This is a genomic window from Tumidithrix helvetica PCC 7403 (assembly GCF_965232925.1).
In the GTDB taxonomy this organism is placed as follows: Bacteria; Cyanobacteriota; Cyanobacteriia; order Pseudanabaenales; family Pseudanabaenaceae; genus Tumidithrix; species Tumidithrix helvetica.
The window spans coordinates 1-23,940 of sequence record NZ_CBDDRA010000002.1 but is presented as its reverse complement, the minus strand read 5'-3'; the positions used below and the strand labels follow the sequence as shown (position 1 = coordinate 23,940).

The following is a 23,940-nucleotide window of genomic DNA, read 5'->3' as shown; positions in this document are numbered from 1 at the left end:
AGTGATGCAACGCATCTTTTTGAAAAGACCGCGCTCCGCGCGGAACACAAAACCCGATCTGTCGCAATTTCAAGAGAAATTGGTATAACTTCATTATTATCGTATGGGTGTCGATCGCCTTCGGTAAACTTAGATAAGGGCGATCGTGTGGACAAACTATGATGTTTCAAAATGCAGCACAACAGGCTTGTTACGAAAAGATAGCAGGCTGGGTTAAGGAGATCTATGCAGGAGCTACAACTCCCGCTCAAGATTTACCACTTTTTTTGCTGCGACAGGGCTCAACGGCAGCAGCGATCGAAGTGCTACCCTGGGGTGAAGCCGAAGCCATCATTAGCATCTGGTCTTATGTCGTTACCGATGTCGAGATCGACCCCGATCTGCTGCGATATTTATTAAAATTGAACGATCGCGCCCACTTTTGTGGATTTAGTATGGATGATGATGGCGATATTCGCATTCATGCCACCCTGTTAGGAACCTCCTGCGATCGCACCAATTTGAGCTTAGCTGTGAAAGAAGTTTTAGACTCAGGCGATCGCTATGATGATGAAATCGTGGCGCGATGGGGTGGTCGGCGCGTAATCGACCATCTTGGGAAATTGGCACTACGGAAACCCTTTATCCCTAATTTCTCGCAAGCAGATTTTTCTCCGCAAAATTCTCGACAAAATTTTGATATTTAGCTATGCGCTTACCCCTGCCTCAAACCCGCCACCTTCAACCCAATCACATTGCTGAGGTGGTTGCCACGGCCACCACAGAGTTTGTGGCGCAATGCCTAGAACCAGACGATTTGAGCTTTCCACTCATGCCCGCCTTTGGCAGTTGGGTAAAGTCGCCCCAGCAAGAAAATGAAGGCGCGATTACCTATGGTGTGGTCTACCACGCCACGACTGTACCGATTGACTCCGTCCATCGAGCGGTAGCGCTAGGACTATCGCTGAACGAGTTGAGAGAACAGCAACCCCAGATTTTTGCCATGCTCAAAACGGAGATCAAGGTCGTGCTTTTGGGTTTTGTCTCGGGGGGCAGGGTCTATCAACATCTCCCCGCACAACCTCCTCAGATTCATCAGGCGGTCTATGCCTGCGAGGCAGAGGAGATCGTGCGATTTTCGGAAGAACTCTATTTCCTGCGCACCCTAACGCAAATGTCTAGCGCCCCCGTCGATGAGTTGGTATCGGCGGTTTTACGGGATGTCTATCAGATTAGAAAATGCGATCGCCCTTGGTTGGTGGAGGCAGGACGCAAGTTGGGAATTTTACTCAAGGATGACTACGACAGACTAGGGGCAATTCTCAGCCAAGTTCACCCCTAAAACCTAGGGTTAAAAAGCGAACAATTCGCTAGAAATCAAATAAAGTCCTCCACACCCGATGCTCCAGGATAAAAATCATCATTCAGAATCTCAAGGAACCTATAGGGACAATCTTTGGGAAAGGTTTTGTAAGGTAAATCTGTCTCCCTTACAGCCAGATCTGTACCGCTCTTGTAGACTTTCGGTAAAGCTTCTTGCAGATAAGATTTTAGGCTGGGATTGTCTTCCAGTAGTTCCTGTAAATCTCGACGTTGCACGCGAATTGTTGCCAGCCAACTTCGGCTGCGACGCTCAGGTTGGTACTGCCATTTGAGCAAATGTCCGATCCAAATGCCCAAACGAGTTCTGAGTTCTTGCCGTTGCTGCTTTCCCAAGGATTCAATTTCCTCAATTAAATTTGACAGGTCTAGGGTCTGCCACTGCTGCTTTTGCAATAGTTCCACCTGTTCTTTTGTCCAAGCATAAAAGTCGGTTTCATAAAGGGAATCTTTCATGGTTTTGGCCGAGATAAATTCTACATATTCTTAAAGAATTGCTGTAGTTTGACTAAAAATGAGGTCTGCTTCCCTGTTTTTTTCATGAAAACGCGGTCTATATCATCGATGCTCGGGCGTTGCTCAGTTTCTAAGATCGTTTGCATACCAGACTCAGTTTGTTCGCAGACTTGCCAAGCTTGAGGGTAACAACGCCACAGAGCCCCTTGTTCTAAGGGCTGAATGAAATAGCAAACCTCAAAGGTATTGAGAAAGCGTTCTCGCATTTTACGCGCTGCCAAACCTACGCCAACTTCGCTATTTTCTAGGCGGGGATTGAACATGACAAAGGGGCGATCGCCTGCCAATTCCAATAATTTCTCCACCTGCGTCACTTCCACGGAGCTAGGCGCGACCAATAAAAAAGCTTTGTCTTCAGGACGAATGGCGGCGCGACCTTCATTCACGCCTCGCATGGAGACTTCCAAATCCGCCCAATCGCGTTTCGCCAGTGCTGCTGCCCCAGCATCGGCAAAGATGGCTTGCCATTCCTGTCCGAAGCGTTGGCTAAAGTTGGTGGCAATCTGATAGGCGATCGGGAGAGGCTTTAGCTCCGTAAAGCGCAGATCGAGCAGAATTCTTGTGAGTCCAGCATCTAATCCAGTATTTAAAGCGGCGATCGCTTGTGCGGTGGCATCTTCAAGACTTTCAGGTATTTGCAACATAAAGTGGGTTAAGAAGTTGTCAGTTATCGTTTTTTGATGGTTAGGGATATTGGATGCTCAAATCTAGGACGATCGCATGTCGCTGATGGCATTGCGGGTCATATTGGCGATCGCTTCGTCGGTGGCTTTGGGCAGGTGATAGTATTTGCCCCCTGCGGCAGCACTGAGTTCTTTGGCAAACCCCGTCGAGACAAATTTATTTTCGGTATCGATCACGAGTAAAGATAAACCTAGCGCCCGAATCTTTTTGGCAATATCCAGTAACTCCGCTTTAATATCTGGCTTTACTTCAGGATCGATGGTTTCACCCAGCGATCTCGCTAGGGGAATATTGCCCCTGCCATCGGTAATCGCCACGATCATTACCTGTCCGACATCCCCAGACTGTTGGGCATTGACACCGACCCGTACCGCTTGGGTGAGTCCATGCGCCAAGGGCGAACCGCCACCACAGGGCAATTGGTCTAGGCGTCTGCGCGCTGCTTCGATCGAACGGGTCGGAGGCAATAACACGTCGGCTTTTTCGCCGCGAAACGGAATCAGAGAAATCTGATCGCGATTTTGGTATGCCTCGGTGAGCAAGCGCAATACAGCGCCTTTGGCAGACTGCATGCGATTTAATGCCATCGAGCCGGACGCATCCACTAGAAATACGACCAATGCCCCCGCCTTACGGGCGAGGCGTTTAGCGCGAATATCGACATTCTCGACAATCACCTTGCGATCGGGGTTGCGGCTGCGTCTGGCTTTTTGATAGGGGGCGGCAGCACGGAGGGTGGCATCGACGGCAATGCGATCGCCTTTGCCTTGAGGTAGTACGGGCTTAATATAACGTCCCCGTTCTTGCGAAAAGATCAGGTTTCGTGCTCCAGATTTACCTTGACGCTTCACCATTTGGGCAAAGTACATCACGGAGGGGTCGAGAATTACGCCTTCAGGATCGAAGACAAATTCTTCGGGCAAACTCGGCGGATCGCTAGACTCTTCGGGCTCGTCTTGGTCTTCTCGATCTTCTTCGGAATTGCTTTCAGGCTCTTGCGTATCGGGGGGTGGCGGTGGCGGTGGCGGCGCTTGATCTTGGCGAATCGTCGATCGCGGCACAATCACCAGTTCTACGGCTTGGCGGAGGTCATCGGCATTCACCGTGGTTCTGCCATCAAGGGCAGCGGCAGCTTTGGCAACTTTTAGGGCAAATAATTCGGCGCGATGTCCTTGCACGCCTCCGCGTAGGGCTTCACTAACGAGATAGTTAATCTGGGCAGAGGTTGCCGTCACATCCTTGAGCCACTCGCGTGCCAGTACAATCTGCGTGCGCAGGTTATCAAGGTCTTCATCGTACTGTGCCAGAAAGTCGGTGGGCGAACTGGCATAGCCGATCGCCATATTTACCGCTTCCACCCGTTCGTCTAAAGACAGCACGCCATCGGCAGATAGGGTAATCGCAATGCGATCGAGCAGGTGTTCGCTGAGATTGCCCTCTTCGGGATTATAGGTAGCAATTAACAAAGGGCGGCAGGGATGTTGAAAGCTAATGCCTTCGCGCTCGATCTGGTTATAGCCTGATGTCAAAATCGTAAGCAGTAGGTTCGAGATTTGGTTGTCGAGCAAATTAATCTCATCGACATACAAAACGCCGCGATGGGCTTCTGCCAATAGCCCGGGCTGAAATACGGTTTGCCCTTGCTGCACGGACTTACTGACATCAACCGACCCCAGCAGTCGATCTTCGGTGATGCCCAAGGGAATTTGGACAAAGGGCGCGGGAATGACTTGGGTATCCACCTGTTCGGGGGACAAGCCTGCGGTGGCTTTGAGCAAGGCATCATCCCAATTCTCAGGCTTGGTCGGATCGCAATTACTAATAGAACCGATCGCAACTTCAATGGGTGGCAGCAGCGCGTGCAATCCTCTAGCTAAGACGGACTTGGCTGTGCCTCTGCGCCCAGCGATCGCCACACCTCCAATCGTCGGATCGATCGCAGCCAGAAGTAATGCTGTTTTAATCGCGTCCTGTCCGACCACTGCGGCAAGAGGGAATGCCAAAGGAGCGCCTAGAGAAGGTGTGAATGCTTGCACCATGTACTTACAAAGGAACCTATAAGGAAATCGAAAATATTTTTTACCTGCACACTAACCTACCATCAAGACATAGCGATTCGATCGCAGGTATGAAACTTAGACCTTATATAGATTCGCGAAGAACGAAAGTTCTTGACTCAAAGCGCGTGGGATCTGAAAATTACGAAAAGATGTTTAGATGCAACCCAATCCAAAAAGATCGATCTTTTAGCATGTTTTTAGGCAAGCCTATTGTGTGAGTCCTAATAAATGAAGAAAATCGCATTTTGTCAGAAGTTTAAAAAAGTTTAAGTTTTGTTTTGGAATTACTGTTACGGATTTCTTGTAAACTTACAGACACAAAGGTATAAACACGAATTAAAAATATTTAAACCTTCACAAATAGCCTAAAAATAAGCTGAATTTCACCGATATTTTCATTGCATCATTTAGCATTGATTAAGAAGTGTAAATATCAACTTTTGCAAACTAGCAGAATAATTTGGAGCGTGAGATAGCTTGGAAAGTCATAAGGAAAAGATTTTAGTTGTCGATGATGAGGCTAGCATTCGTCGCATCTTAGAAACACGGCTTTCAATGATTGGGTACGAAGTAGTAACCGCCGCAGATGGTGAGGAAGCTATTGAAACTTTTCGGAAGGAAGTCCCCGATCTAGTTGTGCTTGACGTCATGATGCCTAAGTTAGATGGCTATGGAGTTTGTCAAGAACTACGCAAAGAATCTGACGTGCCCATCATTATGCTGACTGCGCTTGGTGATGTTGCCGATCGGATTACGGGATTGGAATTGGGGGCAGATGATTATGTAGTCAAACCATTCTCACCCAAAGAACTAGAAGCTCGCATTCGTTCTGTATTGCGTCGATTCGATCGCAACGGGACTTCGGGCATTCCTAGTTCGGGCGTGATTCACATCAACAATATTAAGATCGACACCAACAAGCGTCAGGTCTATAAAGGCGATGAGCGCATTCGACTCACGGGAATGGAATTTAGTCTTTTAGAATTACTGGTCGGTAAATCAGGGGAGGCTTTTTCTCGCTCTGACATTCTGCAAGAGGTTTGGGGCTATACACCCGAGCGTCATGTCGATACGCGGGTGGTAGACGTGCATATCTCTCGCCTCCGCGCCAAACTTGAAGAAGATCCCAGCAATCCCGAACTGATCTTGACGGCACGCGGCACGGGCTATCTATTCCAAAGAATTGTAGAAGCTGGATCTGAGGCTTAGGGGTAGGAAACTAGATCTCTGCATCTCCCCCTGTTGCAAGGCAGGGGGATAAAACTCTTCGGTTCCAACAAGTTGGACTGCTTTGCTCCGAAGTCCTTAACCCGAATTCACGTTATACCAATTTCCTAAATATTTGCGACAGATCAGGTTTTAGATTCCGCGCTGAGCGCGTTTTTTTCAAAAAGATGCGTTGCATCATTTTTTGAAAATGGTATTAAAAAAGAGCGAACAAGCAAAAAAGGAGCAGTATAAACTGCTCCTTTTTTATCGGAATGGATGAATTTTCGTGAGAATTACTTAACCAGAATCTGATCAGATGGCTGAGTCAAGGCCGCAACGGGTTGCGTTATGGGAGCAGCCGACTGCAAAAAATTCGTACCTTCAACCGATTGGTTTGCTAAGGTGAATAAGGGATTGGAGGCAATTCCTGCCAAACTGGTAAAGACCAAAGTCAGGATGAGGACAACCTGCAAAGGACGCATCCCAATTGCCGACCATGCAGTACTCCCAGAGGTAATGTTAGGATAGTTTTTGACAGAATCAGACATTTCTTGTGGCTCTTTAACCACCATCATCTTGACCACACGAATGTAGTAGTAGATCGAGACCACACTCATGGTTAGCGCCAGAATGACTAGACCATAGGCTTGAGCTTGCCAGCCTGCCCAAAAAATATAGATTTTGCCAAAGAAACCTGCCAAGGGTGGAATCCCGCCTAAGGACAAGAGACATACGCTCAGGCAAAGCGTCAGCAGGGGATCTTTTTGATACAAACCGCTGTATTCCGTAATTTGGTCTGTGCCCGTGCGTAACGCAAACAGAATCACACAGGCAAAAGCACCCATGTTCATGAACAGGTAGAGCAACAGGTAAAAAACCATGCTGGAATAGCCAGCTTCTGTGCCGATCACCATCCCCAACATCACAAATCCAGCTTGCCCGATCGAAGAGTAAGCCAACATTCGTTTCATACTGGTTTGCGCGATCGCCACCACATTACCCAGCACCATGCTTAAGATCGTCAGCACCACAAACACGTAGTGCCACTGAGCCGTAACCAGCGGGAAGGCAGTCAGCATAAACCGTAGGGCAAGGGCAAACCCTGCAACTTTCGAGCCAATCGACAAAAAGGCAACCACAGGTGTAGGCGATCCCTCATACACATCGGGAGTCCATTGGTGGAAAGGCACTGCCGATAGTTTGAAGGAGATCCCTGCAATCACAAATACCATGGCAATAATCAGACTTAAGCCACTTTCGGCAATCTTTGCCGCGATCGCTTCCAAGGTCGTCTCACCGCCAGACAGTCCGTATAACAAAGACATGCCATAGAGAAAAATCGCCGAACTCGATGCACCCACAAGCAAATATTTCAGGGCAGCTTCATTTGAACGCGGATCGCGCTTGGTATAGCCCGACAAAAGATAGGAGGCAATACTCAGGGTTTCTAATGCAACAAAGATCATCACCATCTCGTCAGAGCCAGCGAGGAACATCCCCCCAACCGTAGCCGTAAGCAGGATCACAAGATACTCACCTACTACGACACCAGACTGTTGCAGATATCGCTCTGAGATCATGACGGTCAGCAAAGCCGAGGCTGCAATGATGGCGCGAAAGATAATACTGAGTTTGTCTCCGTTGAAGCTCCCAATAAAGGAAATCGGGTTGGTGATATTTGTCCATTGCCACACAAGTGCTACCACAGATCCCACTAGACCTGCGATCGCAATATAAGACAAAGACTTGGATGATTGGCGACCAGACGAGACAAGATCGACCACCAAAACTGCCACAAGCGTCACAATGACAATGAGTTCGGGCAGAATCACACCAGTGTTAAGCAGGGCATTGAGACTTGCTAAATCCATACTTTAATTACTTAGGTTGTTGCTAATTAAGAATTGTATCTGTGAATTGGGGTTAAAAGCTATTAGCGATTAGCGATTAGCCTTTAGCTTTTCGGGAAAGCCTTGTGACACAGGCAGTTTAGGACTGATTTAAAAAAGGTAATTGTTTATGGGTTATTTAGTTATCGGTTCGTGGGTTATCGGTAATTAGTATTTAGGTGATTGCCACTGACAACTGACAACTAACAAGCAGCTAATCATTAACAGCAAATAGCCTCTTGACAGCTTTTTCTGAATAACTGACAACCGATCGCCATAGATTTTGGTATGTTAGTGAAGGCAAAAGCAACAAATAGCCTACATTTGCTTTTCCTTAAAACTTTTAACCCAAATGACAGTCAGAGAAGTATTTCGCCGCACAAAAATCGTCGCCACCCTTGGCCCTGCTACTAGCAGTCCAGAAGTAATTCGAGAATTGATCGAAGCAGGTGCTAGCACATTTAGACTCAACTTTTCGCACGGGACTCACGCCGATCATCACCGTAGTGTTTGCATGATTCGACAGGTTTCCAGCGAGCTTAACCAACCCGTGGGGATTCTCCAAGATTTACAAGGTCCTAAGATTCGACTGGGTAAATTTACCGATGGCTCGATCTACCTCAACAAAGGCGATCGCTTTACGCTCACCAGCCGTAAAATCCCTGGTACGCAGGCAAGCAGCTCGATCACCTACGAAAATTTAGCGCGAGAAATACCACCCAACGCCACGATCATGCTGGATGACGGCAAGGTTGAAATGATCGTCGAAAGCGTAGATTTAGAAAACGAAGACCTAAATTGCCGCGTTGTGGTTGGCGGCGTACTGTCCAATAGCAAGGGGGTTAACTTTCCCAACGTACACCTTTCGGTCAAAGCCATGACTGAAAAGGATCGCGAAGATCTCCAGTTTGGGTTAGGCGAAGGCGTTGACTGGGTAGCCCTGAGTTTTGTCTGCAACCCCGAAGACATCTTAGAAATCAAGGAAATTATTGCCGCAACAGGTCGGCATGTCGGCGTGATCGCCAAGATTGAAAAACACGAAGCGATCGCGCGCATGGAGGAAATCCTCTCGGTGTGTGATGGGGTGATGGTCGCCAGAGGCGATTTGGGTGTAGAAGTCCCCGCCGAAGACGTGCCCCTACTACAAAAACAATTAATTCGTACTGCCAACCGATTGGGGATCCCTGTAATCACGGCAACCCAGATGCTTGACAGCATGGTGAGCAACCCTCGCCCCACCCGCGCTGAAATTTCCGACGTTGCCAATGCGATTATCGACGGCACGGATGCGGTCATGCTCTCCAATGAGACTGCGGTTGGAAAGTATCCCGTCCAAGCCGTAGAGACCATGGCTAGAATTGCGCTGCGCATTGAAAAAGAGCACAATCTCCATCCCGTAGAAAGTTCGGGGCGCTCTGTGCCAAACGCCATTAGCCAAGCGGTGGGTCGCATTGCCACCCAATTAGATGCCGCCGCGATCTTGACGCTAACCAAAACGGGTTCTACCGCCCGTAATGTCAGTAAGTTTCGTCCGCCCATCCCAATTTTGGCGGTGACGCCTCAAGTCGATGTCGCCCGTCAATTACAACTGGTTTGGGGCGTGCAGCCTTTGATGGTGTTGTCTCTGCCCTCAGCACGTCAAAATTTTGAAGCTGCCTTAAATCTCGCCCAAGAACGGAGACTCGTAGAAGCAGGCGATCTCGTCGTGATGACCGCAGGCACGCTGCAAGGTGTAGCAGGCTCGACGGATTTGATTAAGGTAGAGTTTGTCTCGTCGGTGGTGGGTAAAGGACTGAGTATCGGGCAAGGCATCGTTAATGGTCGAGCAAGAGTTGCTTTCCATTATTTGGATGTCAAGGACTTTAACGAAGGTGAGATTTTAGTGGTCGATCGCACCGATGCAGATTTCGTCGATATCATTCGCAAGGCAGCAGCCGTGGTGACCGAAGAATCTAGTCTTGAGTCTCATGCTGTCGTCATTGGTAGAAAGCTAGGGATTCCCATTATTGTTGGCGTCAAGAATGCCACCAGCAATATCCGCGATGGCGAGCCACTCAGTATCAATTTCCGCAAGGGTCTAATTTATACAGGTTCTAAATCTGACGAGATCGGTTAAGGACTGGAATCCCATTGCATTCACAAACAATTAAGGATCGCTATATAAATTCAGAGAAGAAGAAGCAATGACACAAAAACTTCTGTTTGTCTGCTTGGGGAATATTTGCCGATCGCCCTCTGCGGAAAACATCATGAATCATCTGGTTGAGAAAGCTGGGCTCAGCGATCGGATTACCTGCGACTCAGCGGGTACGGCGGGCTATCATGTCGGCGCGATGCCCGATCGGCGCATGAATGTGGCGGCACAAAAACGGGGCTTAACGCTGGTTGGCTCAGCGCGTCAGTTTGAACCGAGTGACTTGGTAAACTTCGACCTGATTTTGGCGATGGACAAGCATAACTACCGCGATATTTTGTCCCTCGACCCCAGTGGGAAATATGCCCACAAGGTCAAAATGATGTGTGACTATTGCCAAACCCACAGCGATCGCGAAGTTCCCGATCCTTACTATGGTGGAGTTTCAGGTTTCGATTACGCGATCGATTTACTCTTTGATGCCTGTGATGGTCTATTAAAATCCCTACCTCAAGCCTAATCTTGTAAATACATTGATCTCTATGGGATAAAAATTCCTATGGCTTCAGGCGATATCGCCTGAAGCATTCGCGTAGGTCTATCACGGGCTTGGCAAAACTTTTTGACGCAAATGTTTCGCATCTTGTACTTCTCAGGACAGAAAAACGGCAAAGTCATCGATCGATAGGCAAATAAGGGCTTATATTGGTAATTGCCTCTCTGTGGCGTGCGTGACTACCAACAATGTTTCTTGATCTATGATTGTTTTTGAGGAGGCGTCCTCTTCTTAGCACCAGTAAACCAGACAAGTATTTGGGAACTTAAGTTAGCTAAGTGTTCTGCCTCCACCTGGTTATTCCGGGTCAAAAACTGCGGTAAGACGGCGTTGCGGAGGGGTTTTAATTTTTTATATACGAATGACCACTTTCCCCATCACCTGCCGTTCTTCGATGTGACGAATTGCGGTTGGCACTTCGCTGAGGCTGTAGTGGCGATCGATAAAGGGTGTGATTTTTCCTGGTTCAATCAGATCCTTCAAAACTAACAGATCCGCCTGATTTGGTTTTGAAACCAAGCATTTTACTTGTCGGCGACTGAGTCTCGAAATCCAAGATCCGAAAAACAGCACTTGAAAAAGTCGAGCGGTAGAGCCTCCGACCAAGACGTAGGATCCCTGAGGAGGCAAGATTGGCAGATAGTCGAAAACTGAACGGTAGGCAGCTACGTCAAGTATTAGGTCATAATGCCGACCGTTTTTAGTCACATCTATTTGCGTGTAGTCAATTACATGGTCTGCACCAAGCGATCGCACCATCTCCATTTTTTTCGTGCTACAGATAGCAGTCACCTCCGCCCCAAATGCCTTGGCAATCTGTACCGCAAACGAACCCACACCACCAGATGCACCATTAATTAAGATCTTTTGTCCAGCCTGAATCTGCCCATAGTCTCGCAGTCCCTGTAAAGCGGCAAGGGCTGACACAGGAACAGTAGCCGCTTCCTCAAATGAGAGCGTGGTGGGTTTAAACGCCAAGACTGCTTCGGTGGCACAGACATACTCGGCAAATGCGCCGAAACCACATTCAGTTAGATCCCCAAAAACTTCATCGCCAATCTGAAACTGGGTGACATCTTTGCCAACTGCTTCGACCCGTCCTGCCACATCAGTACCGATGATCTTGATTTTGGGCTTCAGGATCCCGCCAAAAATGAAGCGGATCGGGAATGGAGTCCCACGCATCAGATGCCAGTCGCCAGCATGAACAGCGGCGGCGCGAACTCTTACCAGTACGCCATTGTCTGATACGACAGGCTTGTCAACTTCTTGCAAACTCAATACATCCGTTGAACCATACTCGGTCTGAACGATCGCACTCATTTTGTCATTGCTTTTGCGATCGCCTTGGACAGGAGCAAGGGTATTCGTTGTCATAGCTTTTTCTCCCATTTGGATGGAAATAACTTAGGTGCTAGCTACTCATAAGTTATGCTTACAGTGTAAGCATAACTTACGGCGTAAGTTTGTCAAGATAGTAAGCGGATAGATCCTTCTAAGGATAGATTGGCGCTATCAGCTATAGCGCAATTCAAGACAGGTGAGATGAATAAAACGAGCAACTTAGATACTTTGCCCCACTTTCCGTTGAGTCGAGAACGAATTTTACGTGCAGCGATGCGCTTCGCTGACGAATATGGGCTGGAGTCGCTCTCGATGCGAAAACTGGCTCAGGAGCTTGGCGTTCAGGCGATGTCGCTTTATAACCACGTTGCCAACAAAGACGACATGCTGGATGGGCTTGTGGACATTGTGGTTGGTGAGATCGAGGTGCCTGAGCTTGGCATTGATTGGAAGATAGCGATAGGGCGACGGGCAAACTCAGCTCACGAGGTTCTGTTACGTCATCCTTGGGCAGCAATGGAGCTGATGTCACGGCTCAATGTGGGACCAGCGATGTTGCGCTATATAGATGCGACCCTAGGCTGTTTGTATGAGGCGGGATTTTCATTAGAGATGGCCGATCGTGCGTGGAATGCGATCGATAGTCACATCTATGGGTTCACGCTTCAGGAGCTGAACTTTCCCATCAATGAGTCGGATTATTCGGAAGCAGCAGCGCATGGACTTTCGCTCATCCCCGCTGACAAATACCCCTATATGAACCAGCTCACACATTACGTTATGGAGGGTCGTTATAATGGTATTCATGATTTCGAGTTCGGGCTGGAATTGATTCTCAATGGACTCGATAGGTTTCGACACAACGCCTGATAATCGATTTGCGTCAGTATAGTTAAGTTCGCTTCTTAGCAATCAAAGTGAATGAATTCTTCTACATTGGACTTTGCGGAGGAGCTTTAAAACTGCGATCGATTAGATCTGAGATTCTTGACCAAAGCATCTGATGTAGCACCTTATTCTGTTTGCGATCGCTTTTGACCTCTAACACCTGCGTTCCCGATCGCTGCAAAGAATCTAAAACTGCCTGTTGAAAATGCTGCCAATCTTTAATTTCCACAAATTCGCCGCCATAGGCTGTGACAATCGGGGCGAAATCTAGTCCGTGGGGCGTGCCAAATAATTCTTCAAAGGGTGGCTCAAAATTCGCGATCGGCAATAGATCGAAAATGCCGCCACCATCGTTATTCAGCAAGATTACGGTCAGATTCACGTTGTATTTTTTTACCGCCATCAACCCATTGAGGTCGTGATAAAAAGCCAGATCGCCACAAATTAACAGCATCGGTTCCTCGCATCCCCATGCTGCCCCCAAGGCACTGGACAGCGTGCCATCAATGCCATTCGCACCACGATTTGCCAAGACTTTGATCGGTTGCTGACTGTGAAAAAAGGTATCTAGATCGCGGATCGGCGTGCTGCTGGCAATGTAAATATGCGTGTTGGCTGGTAACCACTTCCCCAGTTCGGCAAACACCTTGCCATCAAACAACTCATCGACCGAGGCGAGAAACTCGGCGATCGCAGCGCTCACGATACTTTCTGCACGTTCAAACCCCTGCCGCCATTTTTTGTTTTGGTCGCGATCTCGCCAACTGGGCAGGGTGTAGTTTTCGAGATAATCGGCAAGTTGATCGCAAAAGTTGATCGGGTTGGCGTAAATCGACTGGGTTAAGCCGTGGGTGGGGTCGTTATTCCCCGTCCCCACAATAATTTGCTGACACTGAATATGCTGCTCTAGCCAAAGCTGATAGCGCTTAGATGTGGGCATCGCCCCAAACCTGATCGCCAACTCGGGGGCATAGGTTTGGCAAAACTGCGGCGATCGCAAAAAGCTATCGTAATGCCCGATCGCACCCCGCCGATCTAACCCCGTGGACTCTGCCAACAAAGGATAGCCCGTTGCCTGCGACAATCTCCGCACTGCTTTAGCAAAACTCGCAGGAGCGTCATAGACACCCACAACGATTACACCTTGAGGATGGCTGGTAATTTGGTTGGCAAGGGTGGCGATCGCATCCGTACTCAAAATCATTCTGCCTGTGACCGTTTGCACATAGGCTTGACGTTGAGATGGGCTTGGGATTGGGCTTCGATCTGAAGTTTGCTCGGAACGCTCGACATTTTGTCTACCATGCCATGCCGTGGGATCGGAAACTTCTAAATCCTCGGGCAGATCGTCCGTCACCTTGACAGGGATTAAGGGATCGGCAAAGGCAAAATTGAGATGCACGGGTCCTGCCAAGGTATAGGCTTTACCCTCTGCCATACTCACCACGCGACCAACCAGCGATCGCAAATACCGCAGCCGCATTCCTGATATGGCGGGTGTCCCCACTTCAAAAAAATAACGGACGTGATTTCCATACAACTTAATCTGATCGATCGTTTGTCCTGCTCCGCAGTCTCTCAGTTCTGGTGGGCGATCGGCAGTTAAGATCACGAGGGGGATGCCGCTATAGTAAGCCTCCACGATCGCAGGGTAATAGTTTGCCGCTGCCGACCCAGAGGTACAGAGCAAAACCACAGGCTCAGATCGAACTTTTGCTAACCCAAGGGCAAAAAAACTACTCGATCTTTCATCAATGTGAATCAAAATCTCCAAACCTTCTACCTGCGATCGTAGGGCAGCAAACGCGATCGCCAAGGGCGTAGAGCGCGAACCCGGCGAAATGCAAATGGTACGAACGCCAGACCGATAGAGTTCTTCCGCTACGATACTTGCCCACAGGGTATTACGGTTTGCTGTGTTCATTTAGAGTGATAGATTGGGTTGGATGACGAATGAAATAACTTTTGCGTTGCTGGGGGTAAGAGTAATCTTAGCGACGATAGAATTGTGTAAACGTGAGTATGATTGTGGAAGTATCAACTGGCAAGTTGCGTCTAGCAAGTAGCCTAAAAAATACAGGTGAGAAGGAAGCCGATGGATGAGTTAAGTTCTGCTTTAGCCTTAGCAACCGATGATGAACTAGATCGGATTGCTGACATTCTATTTAGGCGAAAATTTAATCCCATTGACTATTTTGCCATGCCACCCGTCGCGCAGGTGCAAAGTCAGGAGCGATCGCAGTTAATTGCGGCAATTATCGAGCGGTTCAAATTTTTGGCGGCTGATGGCTTTACAGTCTTAAAGAGAAAAACGGCTCAAGTCAGCTATCGTCAGGTTTTGGAGCGTGTTTGTCAGCATCTAAAGGTTAAATACTCCGCCACTCAGACCGTAGCCGAGATCGAATCAGAGCTGTTTTTGTGCCTCATTAGTCGCTCTTGGCAACGCATGTCACCCTCAGAGCAAAATAGCCTCAATGCTTCGATGCAATCTGCCCTCACTGAGTCAGATTTGCAAAAGTCCCTGCCCCGCGACCTCCAACGCGACCCCATCAGTCTGGTGCTTAAAGGGGGCAGTGCCTTGGCAGTGACGACTGTGGTCAAGCCTGCGGTCATGCTCTTGATTGCAAGACAAATGGCTTGGCATTTTGCCACCTATCAAGTCGGTCGGGAGGCACTCAAAGCTGGAGGCACAGCGATCGCGACGCGATTGCAGGCATACCTATCTACTTACCTGGCAAAACGAGGCATGGTGGCAGCAGCCACCCAATACTCCGCCGCTCGTACTGCCTTTGCTCTGCTTACGCCAACTTTATGGGGATTGTTTTTTGCGGATTTGGGTTGGCGGGCGATCGCAACCAACTACAGTCGCATTATTCCCGTTATTTTCACCTTGGCGCAAATTCGCTTGCTGAGAGACTATTAAAGCAATTCATCCTATGCAAGCACTTGCCCCCTCGATCGATCGCTTAAAAGCCAATCCTGACCTCGTCACCCACGTGCAGAGCTATCTACAGCAGTTAGGGCTATATGACGCTGGCGTAGATGGGATCTTGGGGCAGTACACGCAATCAGCCCTATTTCAGTTTAGTGACGCTCTAAGTTTAGATATGGGTTTAGATCCAAAGCTAGGCATAGACTTCAACGATCGCTCCAATCCTGCCGTAAATAGTCTCCTGAGCATTCCTGAAGTCGTAGCGATCGTGCTCGATCTCGCTAGCAATTCCAATCGCATCTTTCAAAAATTCTCAAAAATTCAAGATGCTCTGTTACAGCAGAAATTCTTAACCGAAGAGCATCTTGCCATTTTAGATCGAGGCGTAAATGGCTCTACCGTCACGAATGACTCTGCGAGCTATAGCTTCCCTGCTTCTCCGTTTAAACAGGAGATCGGTCAATTTGCCAACCGCTTAGCTACTTTGCCCGCGATCGCCATCGCTTCCTACGGTCAAATTGCTATGTTGGCAAGCACAAACCTCCGCGTAAGATTCACACCCTATCCTAATTTGGGGGTAATTCCCCCGATCGATAACCTCAGCCTTAATTTTTTGCACCAAGATATCACTGAGGCTTGTGTCTGTATCGGTAGTTTGGTGGATGGGCATATCATGACCCGCTGGTTGGGCAAAAATATGCTCAAAAACGTAGAATTTTGGAGTTCTACCAAGATATTAGCAATTTTGCACTTGATCTCGAAAGCAAATCAAGTTGCCCCCAAGACCGCGATCGCCAGTTTGTTCGTTACCGATGCTCAAAAACAAAAAGGTTCGATCGCGATCGCAGAAGTCCTCCAAAGAATTGTTAGTTACGAGGAAGTTGGAGCCTTGACTTCCAATGCTTTGGCAGCCATGTGCAAGCAATTTGCCACGCCTTCCCAGCTCGATCGATGGGTACAGCAAGTGACAGGCAATCAAGCCCTAGAGTTTAAAGGGTTATATGGCGAACCGCCCTATATCAGTCAGCCCGTTTTGTTAGACCCAAATACCAAGCGTACAATTTTACCGCCCGCCACCGAAACCCATTTCAAAAATGGTGGGAGCAATACCCTATCCGCCTATGATCTCACCCGTTTTATCTCCCTACTAGGATGGCATCACGCTATCCCAGCCACAGCGCGTCTGCCTGGGGCCCAGTGGCATAGCCTCCAAACCCTCGTCCGTATTATGGGTATGGATACAGCCCGTTATGTCGATGCGGCGATCGCCACCCTAGGGTTACAAAATCAAATCAGCGCCCCTGTGGTGATCTCAAAAATGGGTTTTGGTCGTAGCCTCATTCGCGATCGGACTGAAGCCACCTACACCGCCTTCGTCCAATTTGCCGATCGGCTTACAAAAAATTCAAATGGGGGAAAGTTGCGATCTTTTTGTTTCACGCTACGCGCCGCCAAGCAACTCAACGATCCGATCCAAGAAGCTTTGGAAGTCGATGCCCGCATGGCAACAGCGGTAACAGAGATCGTTCGACGGGTGGTAACAGAAGAGCTGATTTAGTTCGTAATCTTGTTATACTTCATACTTCCTTTACAAATTGTCTAGTTAGACTGAGTAACACGCAGATGTCAATGAAACCACAATTATCAGACGTGGGGCTATGGTGGCGCTGGGTGTTATGCACGATCAGTGGCTTTCTGATCGGTAATGTGTTTGGCATTCCCGCCAGTCTCGTCGGTCTATATTTTTTAGGACCTACCCTACAGTCCTTTGGCTTTTGCCGCCAGAATATTCTAGCAACGGGCTGTATTATTTTCGGGGCGATCCTAATTGGGGCGATCGTTTTTGGGGCAGCGATTGGCTATTTGCAATGGTTTGTTGTGCGCAAACTCACTAAACGTTCGGGTTGGTGGATTCTGGCAAGCACAGTTGGATGGACGGTCGTGGCGATCGCTCTCGGTGAGCTGGCCTATATGCCCGTATCGGGCGTCATCGGTAATCTAGACGGCAGCTTTGAAGAGGTTTCCTTTTTAGTCCATCTGCCAGCATTGGCGATGGCTACCGTTTGGGTAGCTTTCTCAGGTTTACTACTAGGCATATTGCAATGGTTAATTTTGCGGCGATCGCTGCCTCGATCGATGTGGTGGATTGGGGTGAATGTTGGCCTGATGCTTGCCGCCGCGATCGCCGTGATTCCGATTTTAAGGGGTGAGACCCGTTTGCTTAGCTTATTGTTTTTCTTTATAGGCTTTTTGCCGATCTACGCGGTAGTGACTGGAGCAGCGATCGTCAAAATTCGGCAGGGTTCCTAAGAAACGGTTTTGAGCAGATTGGTGTAGACTAGAAAAGCTGAAAAAATACACACACACTTGGGGATTCGGGTGTTTTATCGGCAAGTAGTGGTTAGTCATTAGCATTTAGCGCCAAACAGCTAACAGCCAAGAACGAACAGCAAACTGCCAAAAATACGCCCAAGTGCCAGGATAAACCCGAACACAAGGAGAAAATCATATATGCCAGTTGTTTCCCTAGCCCAGTTGCTAGAGTCAGGAGTTCACTTTGGGCACCAAACGCGTCGTTGGAACCCCAAAATGGAACCATACATTTTCACCGAACGCAATGGTGTTCACATCATTGACTTGGTGCAAACCGCCCAGTATATGGATGAAGCGTATAACTACATGCGCCAAGCTTCCGAACAGGGCAAAAAGGTATTGTTCGTCGGTACAAAGCGTCAAGCCGCTGGGATCGTTGCCCAAGAAGCTCTACGCTGCGGTAGCTACTACATCAACCAACGCTGGTTGGGGGGTATGCTCACCAACTGGACGACCATCAAAACTCGCGTCGAGCGCTTAAAAGATCTAGAACGTCGCGACGAAAGCGGTGCTTTAGATCGCCTTCCCAAAAAAGAAGCTTCCGTTTTGCGCCGTGAAATGGAAAAGCTCCAAAAATATCTGGGCGGGATCAAGACCATGCGCAAGCCCCCAGACATTGTGGTGATTATCGACCAAAAGCGCGAGTATAACGCCGTTCAAGAATGCCAAAAGCTACGAATTCCTATTGTGGCTATGTTAGACACCAACTGCGATCCTGACACTGTGGATATCGCTATTCCTGCGAATGATGATGCCATCCGTTCGATCAAACTGATCGTGGGCAAACTGGCTGATGCAATTTACGAAGGTCGTCACGGTCAAGTTGATGAAGTTGACTATGATGCCTACGATGTTCCAGAAGATGCAGAGATCGCGGCTGAGGAAGAAATTGTTGCTGAAGAAGAGAGCGAAGTTGAAGCCTAAAGCGTTGATGCGTTTATCGTACATCTAGCTTTTCCGTTTCATCGATCGATTCGATAGTTTCAATAGTATTTAGAGCGTTCGGGGATTAAATCCCCGAACGCTCTTTTTTGTTATCTTCAATCTAGAGTAACGAATTCTCTTCACTATCAGAACCTTGATTGCTAGCTTCTTTTTCTTCGCGATCGCGGCTGAGTTGATTGATCAGAGATAGAACTTTTACGCCTCTCTCAAACGAACGATCTTCTTCAAACACAATTTCTGGTGTGCGCCGTAACGATAATCTTTGCCCAATTTCTCGTCGCACATAGCCTGTGGATGCCAATAGTCCTTCCATGGTTTCGGCTCTGGCTTCGTCCGTACCGTAAATACTCACAAAAATCTTGGCATGTTGGAGATCGCCTGAGACAATCACATCGGTCACGCTTGCCATGCCTACGCCCACGCGATCGTCTTTAATTTCTTGCAGCAGCATGCTCCCAACCTCTCGCTTGATTAGTTCTGCAACGCGTGCAACTCGCCGACTAGTAGCCATAAAATCTCAACCTCAAAACCTAGAACGTATATTTATCAATACTTAGCGCGATACCACTGCTAGCAATATGGCAAAAAGATGGATGTTCGTATCTCTGATTACAGTTTACTCTGATATCAAAGCTATAGTTCTAACAAGCATTTATACTCATTATTTCCATATTTGCAAGAGCGAATGCTTACGTAAAACGTACCTATGATGTGTTAGGAGGACTTATGATTCAAGCTCCAGAGCCCCTTATTCGTTCTATTGAAAAGCTATATATGGATATCACCGAGCCTTTAGATCCCTATGTTGCCTTGGCTTTGACCAACTTGAGCGTAAAAGTTGCAGAGATGGCATATTTAATGGGTCATCAAGATGGCAACAGCAGCCAATCGCCGAATTGTGATTGCCCACCTGGCGTGTGTCTTGGTCTTGGTAAAGCATTTTAAGTTTGCGATCGCTTCTTAACTTTAAGGCTTAACTTTAAGAACAAAGCATTCGGACATCATTCTTCGTAATCCCTGAGAGCTTGTAGGTCTCGAATGCTTCGTTCTTCACTAAATTGCATCCAATCCCAGCATGGCACGTAAAACTAGAGATACCCCAATAAAGCCGCTCACAAGCGCAATGATGAGCACGATCGCCGTAAGTGGTCGTTTTAACAAAGGCACAATGGGCTGAATCACGATCGAAAGCACTCCCGCTGTAATTAAAGCCAAGAATTTAGGGTAGCGGAGGAGGTTGTTAAAAAAGTTTTTCATGTTTTATCTAGTTTTTATCTAGGGGCTAAATCTCTAGTCTGAATATTTTAGGGAGTAAATCCCTTGTGTGATAGATGGGGATTTTAGATGAGAGGCTATGTAAATTAAAGTTCAATCCCAAACTCTAATTTTAGTAGGACTTAGGTAGTAGAATTCCACAAACTTTAAGACTAAAACTTTAAACGAAAAGCTCACCCTAGGGAAAATTGAGCTTTTTGGAATTTTTTCGTAATTCCTCAGCGACCTTGAAGATGAGCCTTGAAATAAATTTCTTCGCGATCGAGCGATCGACCAAATCCTAAACAGATCCTACCAGACCCTTTTAGGAGATTTCTAACCATAGATTTGAGAATTCGTCATCTTTACCTCGCATAAATCTGATATTAAAACGATCTAAACATACCAAAGCGATCGCAGTTGGTACCAAAACCCACGAAAATTAAAAATTTCTATTGTTTGGTGTCAAGCTTGGGTGAGAATATAGCTAGGTATAAACTCAGGTAAAAGACAATTATGGCTGCGGCAACCCAAACTTTAGAACAACTCTGCATAAACACAATTCGCTTTTTATCCATAGACGCAGTAGAAAAAGCAAAGTCTGGTCATCCAGGATTGCCTATGGGTGCGGCTCCAATGGCTTTTGTGCTATTCGACCAATTTCTTAAGTTCAATCCCAAAAGTCCTAAATGGGTTGACCGCGATCGCTTTGTGCTGTCGGCAGGTCACGGTTGCATGTTGCAATATTCCCTATTGCACCTGACTGGTTACGATAGCGTACCCCTAGATCAAATTAAGCAATTTCGCCAATGGGGCAGTAAAACCCCTGGGCATCCAGAAAACTTTGAAACCGAAGGCGTAGAAGTCACCACAGGGCCTTTGGGGCAAGGTGTGGGCAACGCGGTAGGGTTAGCGATCGCGGAAGCGCATTTAGCCGCACGTTTTAACAAACCAGGTCATAATATCGTCGATCACTATACCTATGTGATTTTAGGTGATGGCTGCAACATGGAAGGGATTGCATCGGAAGCAGCCTCTCTGGGCGGTCACCTGAAACTAGGTAAGCTGATCATGCTCTATGACAGCAACAGTATCTCCATTGACGGCAGCACCGATCTTGCTTTTACCGAAGATGTCGGTAAGCGCTATGAAGCTTACGGTTGGCACGTTCAATATGTTGCTGACGGCAACGAAGATTTAGACAGCATTGCCAAGGCGATCGAAGAAGCCAAGAAAGTTACCGATAAGCCTAGCTTACTTGTTGTCACCACCACCATTGGTTATGGTTCGCCCAAAAAAGCTGGTACTGCTGGCGTGCATGGGGCAGCCCTCGGTACGGATGAAGTCGCCGCTACCCGTGCCAACTTGGGTTGGACCTACGATCCCTTTGTCGTACCTGAAGATGCTCTCAAGCGCTTTAGAAAAGCGATCGACAAGGGTGCTACTGCCGAAGCAGAATGGAACGAACGCTTTGCTGCTTACGAAAAGGCCTATCCTACTGAAGCTGCTGAATTTAAGCGGATTATGGCTGGGGAATTACCAGATGGTTGGCAAAAGGCGCTCGAACCTGTCACCCAAAAAGAAACCTCTACCCGTCTATTGTCCGAAGCATGTTTGAATGCTCTTTCCCCTGTCCTACCTGAGTTTCTCGGAGGTTCGGCTGACTTGGCTCACTCCAATATGACCTATGTCAAGGGTGTTCCTGACTTCCAAGCGGGCTCTTACGAAGGTCGTAACTTCCGCTTTGGCGTGCGCGAGCATGGCATGGGCGCAATTATGAATGGGATGGCGTTACATGGTGGATTGATTCCCTACGGTGCTACCTTCTTGGTGTTTGCTGACTACATGCGTGGTGCTATTCGCCTGTCGGCATTGTCACAAGTTGGTGCGATCTACATCATGACCCATGACTCGATCATGCTAGGTGAAGATGGTCCTACCCACCAACCTGTGGAAACCTTAGCTTCTCTTCGCGTAATCCCAGATTTGTTGGTATTGCGTCCTGCGGATGCCAAAGAAACCGTGGGTGCCTATGAAGTCGCGATCGCCAACCGCAAACGTCCTTCTCTCTTGGCATTCACCCGTCAGAATGTTAAAAACCTTCCTGGTACATCGGTTGAAGGTGTGGCGAAAGGTGGCTATGTGGTCGTCGATGCTGCAAATCCCGAACTCATCATTATTGCTACAGGTTCCGAGCTAGAGTTGGCAACCAAAGCAGCCGCAACCCTCGCATCAGAAGGTAAAGCTGTTCGCGTCGTCTCACTTCCTTGCTGGGAACTGTTTGAAGAGCAAACCCAAGAATATAAGGATTCCGTTCTTCCTCCATCCGTGAAGAAGCGTGTTTCCGTAGAATCTGGTTCGACGATGGGCTGGCATAAGTATGTCGGTACTGAAGGAGCCGTGATCGGAATTGATACCTATGGCGCTTCTGCACCAGGTCCTATTTGCTACGAGAAGTTTGGCTTTACCGTCGATAACGTGATTGCCACCAGCCGCAAAGTGCTTGGCTAATCGTTCTCTGTTGAGAATCTAGATTAAAAATTGAGGAGCTAGGAACGCAGTACTTCTGCTAAATTCCTAGCTCCTTTTCGCAATTATGCCTTAAGTTCCAAACTGCGCCATAGATACCACGAAGCGATCGAGCAATAGGGTTGCCATTTTTGAGCGAGGACTTCTATTTGTTTTTTATTGGGTAGCTCGTCCAAGCCATACACTTTTTTGATACCCATGCGAATGCCTAAATCATCCACAGGCATGACATTCAAGCGATGCATCCGAAAGATTAATAGCATCTGTACTGTCCAACGTCCCACGCCTTTGACCTCGGTCAGGGTCTTGACGATCGCTTCATCATCCATTTTCTCTAGTTCTGCGAGACTCGGTAATCCATCGATTACTTTTTGAGATAAATCCTTGAGATATCCAATCTTTTGTCGCGAAATTCCTACCACTCTTAAAGCATCATCGTCAGTATTCAGAATATCTGTGGCAGTGGGATGTAAGCGATCGGGATAAAGTTGTAGAAATCTTTGATGAATAGTCGCTGCGGCTTTACCAGACAGTTGCTGATAGAGAATCGATCGCACCAATCCAGATAAGACATCTCCTTCCACTCTCTCTTCACCTAAACGACATGCTCCGACTTGAGCAATAATCTCGGCAAGTATGGGGTCTGACTTCTGTAAAAAATCTACGGCTTCAACATGTTGCATATCATTCGACGGGGCTATCTCAGCAGAGCAAATTGTGACGGCACTACGACCTATAGAATAATCAAGGCAACTATAAAACCATCCAACGTCATAAAAGGAGTTAAACTTGCACTCAATAGTCTGTCCTAAAAATTCAGTATACTAAATACTCATATGTCAAGATTCAGATAAAAGATGATGTGCAGCAAAAAGAAAATATGCGTGATTACAATCTTGGCTTTATAAGTAACGACGACATTTATAACCACGTTCAAGAAACTGTTCAAAAATACAGATTCAATATTAATTTAACGAAATTCAGTGAAAACCTAATAGATCCCATCAAATTGACGTTGGGAGCATCTCAATTAGGTAATAAGTAGAAATACTTAGCAAAGCAGAGTGGGATAATAGATCAAAGTTAAGCCCTATAAAACAATGAGTCCAGAAGACAAAGAAAGACTAGAAGCCTGTACAAGAGAGATCGCTGAAATCTTGTATCGGAATGCGGAAACCAAAGATGCAGAGCAGTTGAAAACGCTAGAAGGGATAGAAATAGCAGTAAGAGAGCAGATGTTGGAAAATGTAAGTCCAAACGTAGGAATT

Annotated in this window: 22 protein-coding genes, 1 other RNA gene and 1 pseudogene; 15 read left to right on the top strand and 9 right to left on the bottom strand. The window is 47.6% G+C overall.

Annotated features, from left to right (window positions below):
- The first annotated feature begins 158 nt into the window (after nt 1-158).
- Both ACP2WE_RS01930 and ACP2WE_RS01925 read left to right on the top strand, forming a co-directional pair.
- The gene (locus tag ACP2WE_RS01930; protein WP_425213917.1) at nt 159-686 is read left to right on the top strand and encodes a T3SS (YopN, CesT) and YbjN peptide-binding chaperone 1; all 528 of its coding nucleotides are present in this window, start codon (nt 159-161) and stop codon (nt 684-686) included.
- Between the two features lie 2 nt (nt 687-688).
- A complete protein-coding gene (locus tag ACP2WE_RS01925; RefSeq protein WP_425213916.1) occupies nt 689-1,321 on the top strand; it encodes an HAS-barrel domain-containing protein in 633 nt (210 codons plus the stop codon).
- Nucleotides 1,322-1,356: 35 nt separating this feature from the next.
- On the opposite strand, the gene ACP2WE_RS01920 is transcribed toward ACP2WE_RS01925, so the two are convergent.
- From ACP2WE_RS01920 to bchD, 3 genes are all read right to left on the bottom strand, one after another.
- On the bottom strand, nt 1,357-1,815 hold the full coding sequence (locus ACP2WE_RS01920) for a DUF29 domain-containing protein (RefSeq protein WP_425213915.1): 459 nt from the start codon (nt 1,813-1,815) through the stop codon (nt 1,357-1,359).
- A 20-nt stretch (nt 1,816-1,835) separates the two neighbouring features.
- On the bottom strand, nt 1,836-2,519 hold the full coding sequence (locus ACP2WE_RS01915; protein ID WP_425213914.1) for a DUF1995 family protein: 684 nt from the start codon (nt 2,517-2,519) through the stop codon (nt 1,836-1,838).
- A gap of 63 nt (nt 2,520-2,582) precedes the next feature.
- Complete coding sequence (gene bchD / locus ACP2WE_RS01910) at nt 2,583-4,598, bottom strand: magnesium chelatase ATPase subunit D (RefSeq protein WP_425213913.1); 2,016 nt, start codon at nt 4,596-4,598, stop codon at nt 2,583-2,585.
- 498 nt (nt 4,599-5,096) lie between these two features.
- On the opposite strand from bchD, the gene rpaB reads away from it, so the two are divergent.
- The gene (rpaB, locus tag ACP2WE_RS01905; protein ID WP_425213912.1) at nt 5,097-5,828 is read left to right on the top strand and encodes a response regulator transcription factor RpaB; all 732 of its coding nucleotides are present in this window, start codon (nt 5,097-5,099) and stop codon (nt 5,826-5,828) included.
- A 293-nt stretch (nt 5,829-6,121) separates the two neighbouring features.
- Here the strand turns inward: rpaB and ACP2WE_RS01900 are convergent, their stop codons facing one another.
- Nucleotides 6,122-7,699, bottom strand: a complete 1,578-nt coding sequence (locus ACP2WE_RS01900; RefSeq protein ID WP_425213911.1) for an NAD(P)H-quinone oxidoreductase subunit N — start codon at nt 7,697-7,699, stop codon at nt 6,122-6,124.
- A 370-nt stretch (nt 7,700-8,069) separates the two neighbouring features.
- Between ACP2WE_RS01900 and pyk the strand changes: the two genes are divergently transcribed.
- From pyk to ssrS, 3 genes are all read left to right on the top strand, one after another.
- A complete protein-coding gene (gene pyk, locus ACP2WE_RS01895; RefSeq protein WP_425213910.1) occupies nt 8,070-9,833 on the top strand; it encodes a pyruvate kinase in 1,764 nt (587 codons plus the stop codon).
- Between the two features lie 67 nt (nt 9,834-9,900).
- Nucleotides 9,901-10,371, top strand: coding sequence for a low molecular weight protein-tyrosine-phosphatase (locus tag ACP2WE_RS01890; protein ID WP_425213909.1), 471 nt, complete (start codon nt 9,901-9,903; stop codon nt 10,369-10,371).
- A gap of 194 nt (nt 10,372-10,565) precedes the next feature.
- A non-coding RNA gene (ssrS, locus tag ACP2WE_RS01885) (6S RNA) lies at nt 10,566-10,750 on the top strand.
- An 8-nt stretch (nt 10,751-10,758) separates the two neighbouring features.
- Here the strand turns inward: ssrS and ACP2WE_RS01880 are convergent.
- Nucleotides 10,759-11,730, bottom strand: a complete 972-nt coding sequence (locus ACP2WE_RS01880; protein WP_425214214.1) for an NAD(P)-dependent alcohol dehydrogenase — start codon at nt 11,728-11,730, stop codon at nt 10,759-10,761.
- A 222-nt stretch (nt 11,731-11,952) separates the two neighbouring features.
- Between ACP2WE_RS01880 and ACP2WE_RS01875 the strand changes: the two genes are divergently transcribed.
- Entirely contained in the window at nt 11,953-12,621 is a 669-nt protein-coding gene (locus ACP2WE_RS01875) for a TetR/AcrR family transcriptional regulator (RefSeq protein WP_425213908.1), read from the top strand.
- A 61-nt stretch (nt 12,622-12,682) separates the two neighbouring features.
- Here ACP2WE_RS01875 and menD read toward each other — a convergent pair whose 3' ends face one another.
- Nucleotides 12,683-14,563, bottom strand: a complete 1,881-nt coding sequence (gene menD / locus ACP2WE_RS01870) for a 2-succinyl-5-enolpyruvyl-6-hydroxy-3-cyclohexene-1-carboxylic-acid synthase (protein WP_425213907.1) — start codon at nt 14,561-14,563, stop codon at nt 12,683-12,685.
- Nucleotides 14,564-14,734: 171 nt separating this feature from the next.
- Here menD and ACP2WE_RS01865 point away from each other — a divergent pair, with 171 nt between their 5' ends.
- The 4 genes from ACP2WE_RS01865 (at nt 14,735) to rpsB (ending at nt 18,868) form a co-directional block, all read left to right on the top strand.
- Nucleotides 14,735-15,562, top strand: coding sequence for a YaaW family protein (locus ACP2WE_RS01865; RefSeq protein ID WP_425213906.1), 828 nt, complete (start codon nt 14,735-14,737; stop codon nt 15,560-15,562).
- A gap of 13 nt (nt 15,563-15,575) precedes the next feature.
- Nucleotides 15,576-17,129: a peptidoglycan-binding domain-containing protein gene (locus tag ACP2WE_RS01860; protein WP_425213905.1), complete on the top strand. Its 1,554-nt coding sequence runs from the start codon at nt 15,576-15,578 to the stop codon at nt 17,127-17,129.
- A gap of 71 nt (nt 17,130-17,200) precedes the next feature.
- Entirely contained in the window at nt 17,201-17,881 is a 681-nt protein-coding gene (locus ACP2WE_RS01855) for a hypothetical protein (RefSeq protein ID WP_425213904.1), read from the top strand.
- Nucleotides 17,882-18,082: 201 nt separating this feature from the next.
- Nucleotides 18,083-18,868, top strand: a complete 786-nt coding sequence (gene rpsB / locus ACP2WE_RS01850) for a 30S ribosomal protein S2 (protein ID WP_425213903.1) — start codon at nt 18,083-18,085, stop codon at nt 18,866-18,868.
- 121 nt (nt 18,869-18,989) lie between these two features.
- Here the strand turns inward: rpsB and rbfA are convergent, their stop codons facing one another.
- The gene (gene rbfA / locus ACP2WE_RS01845; RefSeq protein ID WP_425213902.1) at nt 18,990-19,400 is read right to left on the bottom strand and encodes a 30S ribosome-binding factor RbfA; all 411 of its coding nucleotides are present in this window, start codon (nt 19,398-19,400) and stop codon (nt 18,990-18,992) included.
- A gap of 215 nt (nt 19,401-19,615) precedes the next feature.
- Here rbfA and ACP2WE_RS01840 point away from each other — a divergent pair, with 215 nt between their 5' ends.
- Nucleotides 19,616-19,834: a hypothetical protein gene (locus ACP2WE_RS01840; protein WP_330482293.1), complete on the top strand. Its 219-nt coding sequence runs from the start codon at nt 19,616-19,618 to the stop codon at nt 19,832-19,834.
- 108 nt (nt 19,835-19,942) lie between these two features.
- Here ACP2WE_RS01840 and ACP2WE_RS01835 read toward each other — a convergent pair whose 3' ends face one another.
- Nucleotides 19,943-20,146 carry a DUF751 family protein gene (locus ACP2WE_RS01835; RefSeq protein WP_425213901.1) on the bottom strand — a complete coding sequence of 68 codons (204 nt, stop codon included), beginning with the start codon at nt 20,144-20,146 and terminating at the stop codon, nt 19,943-19,945.
- Between the two features lie 513 nt (nt 20,147-20,659).
- Between ACP2WE_RS01835 and tkt the strand changes: the two genes are divergently transcribed.
- On the top strand, nt 20,660-22,654 hold the full coding sequence (gene tkt, locus ACP2WE_RS01830) for a transketolase (RefSeq protein WP_425213900.1): 1,995 nt from the start codon (nt 20,660-20,662) through the stop codon (nt 22,652-22,654).
- Nucleotides 22,655-22,737: 83 nt separating this feature from the next.
- On the opposite strand, the gene ACP2WE_RS01825 is transcribed toward tkt, so the two are convergent.
- The gene (locus ACP2WE_RS01825) at nt 22,738-23,355 is read right to left on the bottom strand and encodes a DNA-3-methyladenine glycosylase family protein (RefSeq protein WP_425213899.1); all 618 of its coding nucleotides are present in this window, start codon (nt 23,353-23,355) and stop codon (nt 22,738-22,740) included.
- A gap of 197 nt (nt 23,356-23,552) precedes the next feature.
- On the opposite strand from ACP2WE_RS01825, the gene ACP2WE_RS01820 reads away from it, so the two are divergent.
- Both ACP2WE_RS01820 and ACP2WE_RS01815 read left to right on the top strand, forming a co-directional pair.
- Nucleotides 23,553-23,717, top strand: coding sequence for an Eco47II family restriction endonuclease (locus ACP2WE_RS01820; protein ID WP_425214213.1), 165 nt, complete (start codon nt 23,553-23,555; stop codon nt 23,715-23,717).
- A 55-nt stretch (nt 23,718-23,772) separates the two neighbouring features.
- Nucleotides 23,773-23,940 (top strand): annotated as a pseudogene (locus tag ACP2WE_RS01815) (ISKra4 family transposase); the annotation flags it as partial.

Bases quoted from the DNA above. Each gene is read 5' to 3' on its own strand.
- ACP2WE_RS01930 (WP_425213917.1), top strand. From the start codon at position 159: ATGATGTTTCAAAATGCAGCACAACAGGCTTGTTACGAAAAGATAGCA.
- ACP2WE_RS01925 (WP_425213916.1), top strand. From the start codon at position 689: ATGCGCTTACCCCTGCCTCAAACCCGCCACCTTCAACCCAATCACATT.
- ACP2WE_RS01920 (WP_425213915.1), bottom strand. From the start codon at position 1,815: ATGAAAGATTCCCTTTATGAAACCGACTTTTATGCTTGGACAAAAGAA.
- ACP2WE_RS01915 (WP_425213914.1), bottom strand. From the start codon at position 2,519: ATGTTGCAAATACCTGAAAGTCTTGAAGATGCCACCGCACAAGCGATC.
- bchD (WP_425213913.1), bottom strand. From the start codon at position 4,598: ATGGTGCAAGCATTCACACCTTCTCTAGGCGCTCCTTTGGCATTCCCT.
- ACP2WE_RS01900 (WP_425213911.1), bottom strand. From the start codon at position 7,699: ATGGATTTAGCAAGTCTCAATGCCCTGCTTAACACTGGTGTGATTCTG.
- pyk (WP_425213910.1), top strand. From the start codon at position 8,070: ATGACAGTCAGAGAAGTATTTCGCCGCACAAAAATCGTCGCCACCCTT.
- ACP2WE_RS01890 (WP_425213909.1), top strand. From the start codon at position 9,901: ATGACACAAAAACTTCTGTTTGTCTGCTTGGGGAATATTTGCCGATCG.
- ACP2WE_RS01880 (WP_425214214.1), bottom strand. From the start codon at position 11,730: ATGAGTGCGATCGTTCAGACCGAGTATGGTTCAACGGATGTATTGAGT.
- ACP2WE_RS01875 (WP_425213908.1), top strand. From the start codon at position 11,953: ATGAATAAAACGAGCAACTTAGATACTTTGCCCCACTTTCCGTTGAGT.
- menD (WP_425213907.1), bottom strand. From the start codon at position 14,563: ATGAACACAGCAAACCGTAATACCCTGTGGGCAAGTATCGTAGCGGAA.
- ACP2WE_RS01865 (WP_425213906.1), top strand. From the start codon at position 14,735: ATGGATGAGTTAAGTTCTGCTTTAGCCTTAGCAACCGATGATGAACTA.
- ACP2WE_RS01860 (WP_425213905.1), top strand. From the start codon at position 15,576: ATGCAAGCACTTGCCCCCTCGATCGATCGCTTAAAAGCCAATCCTGAC.
- ACP2WE_RS01855 (WP_425213904.1), top strand. From the start codon at position 17,201: ATGAAACCACAATTATCAGACGTGGGGCTATGGTGGCGCTGGGTGTTA.
- rpsB (WP_425213903.1), top strand. From the start codon at position 18,083: ATGCCAGTTGTTTCCCTAGCCCAGTTGCTAGAGTCAGGAGTTCACTTT.
- rbfA (WP_425213902.1), bottom strand. From the start codon at position 19,400: ATGGCTACTAGTCGGCGAGTTGCACGCGTTGCAGAACTAATCAAGCGA.
- ACP2WE_RS01840 (WP_330482293.1), top strand. From the start codon at position 19,616: ATGATTCAAGCTCCAGAGCCCCTTATTCGTTCTATTGAAAAGCTATAT.
- ACP2WE_RS01835 (WP_425213901.1), bottom strand. From the start codon at position 20,146: ATGAAAAACTTTTTTAACAACCTCCTCCGCTACCCTAAATTCTTGGCT.
- tkt (WP_425213900.1), top strand. From the start codon at position 20,660: ATGGCTGCGGCAACCCAAACTTTAGAACAACTCTGCATAAACACAATT.
- ACP2WE_RS01825 (WP_425213899.1), bottom strand. From the start codon at position 23,355: ATGCAACATGTTGAAGCCGTAGATTTTTTACAGAAGTCAGACCCCATA.
- ACP2WE_RS01820 (WP_425214213.1), top strand. From the start codon at position 23,553: ATGCGTGATTACAATCTTGGCTTTATAAGTAACGACGACATTTATAAC.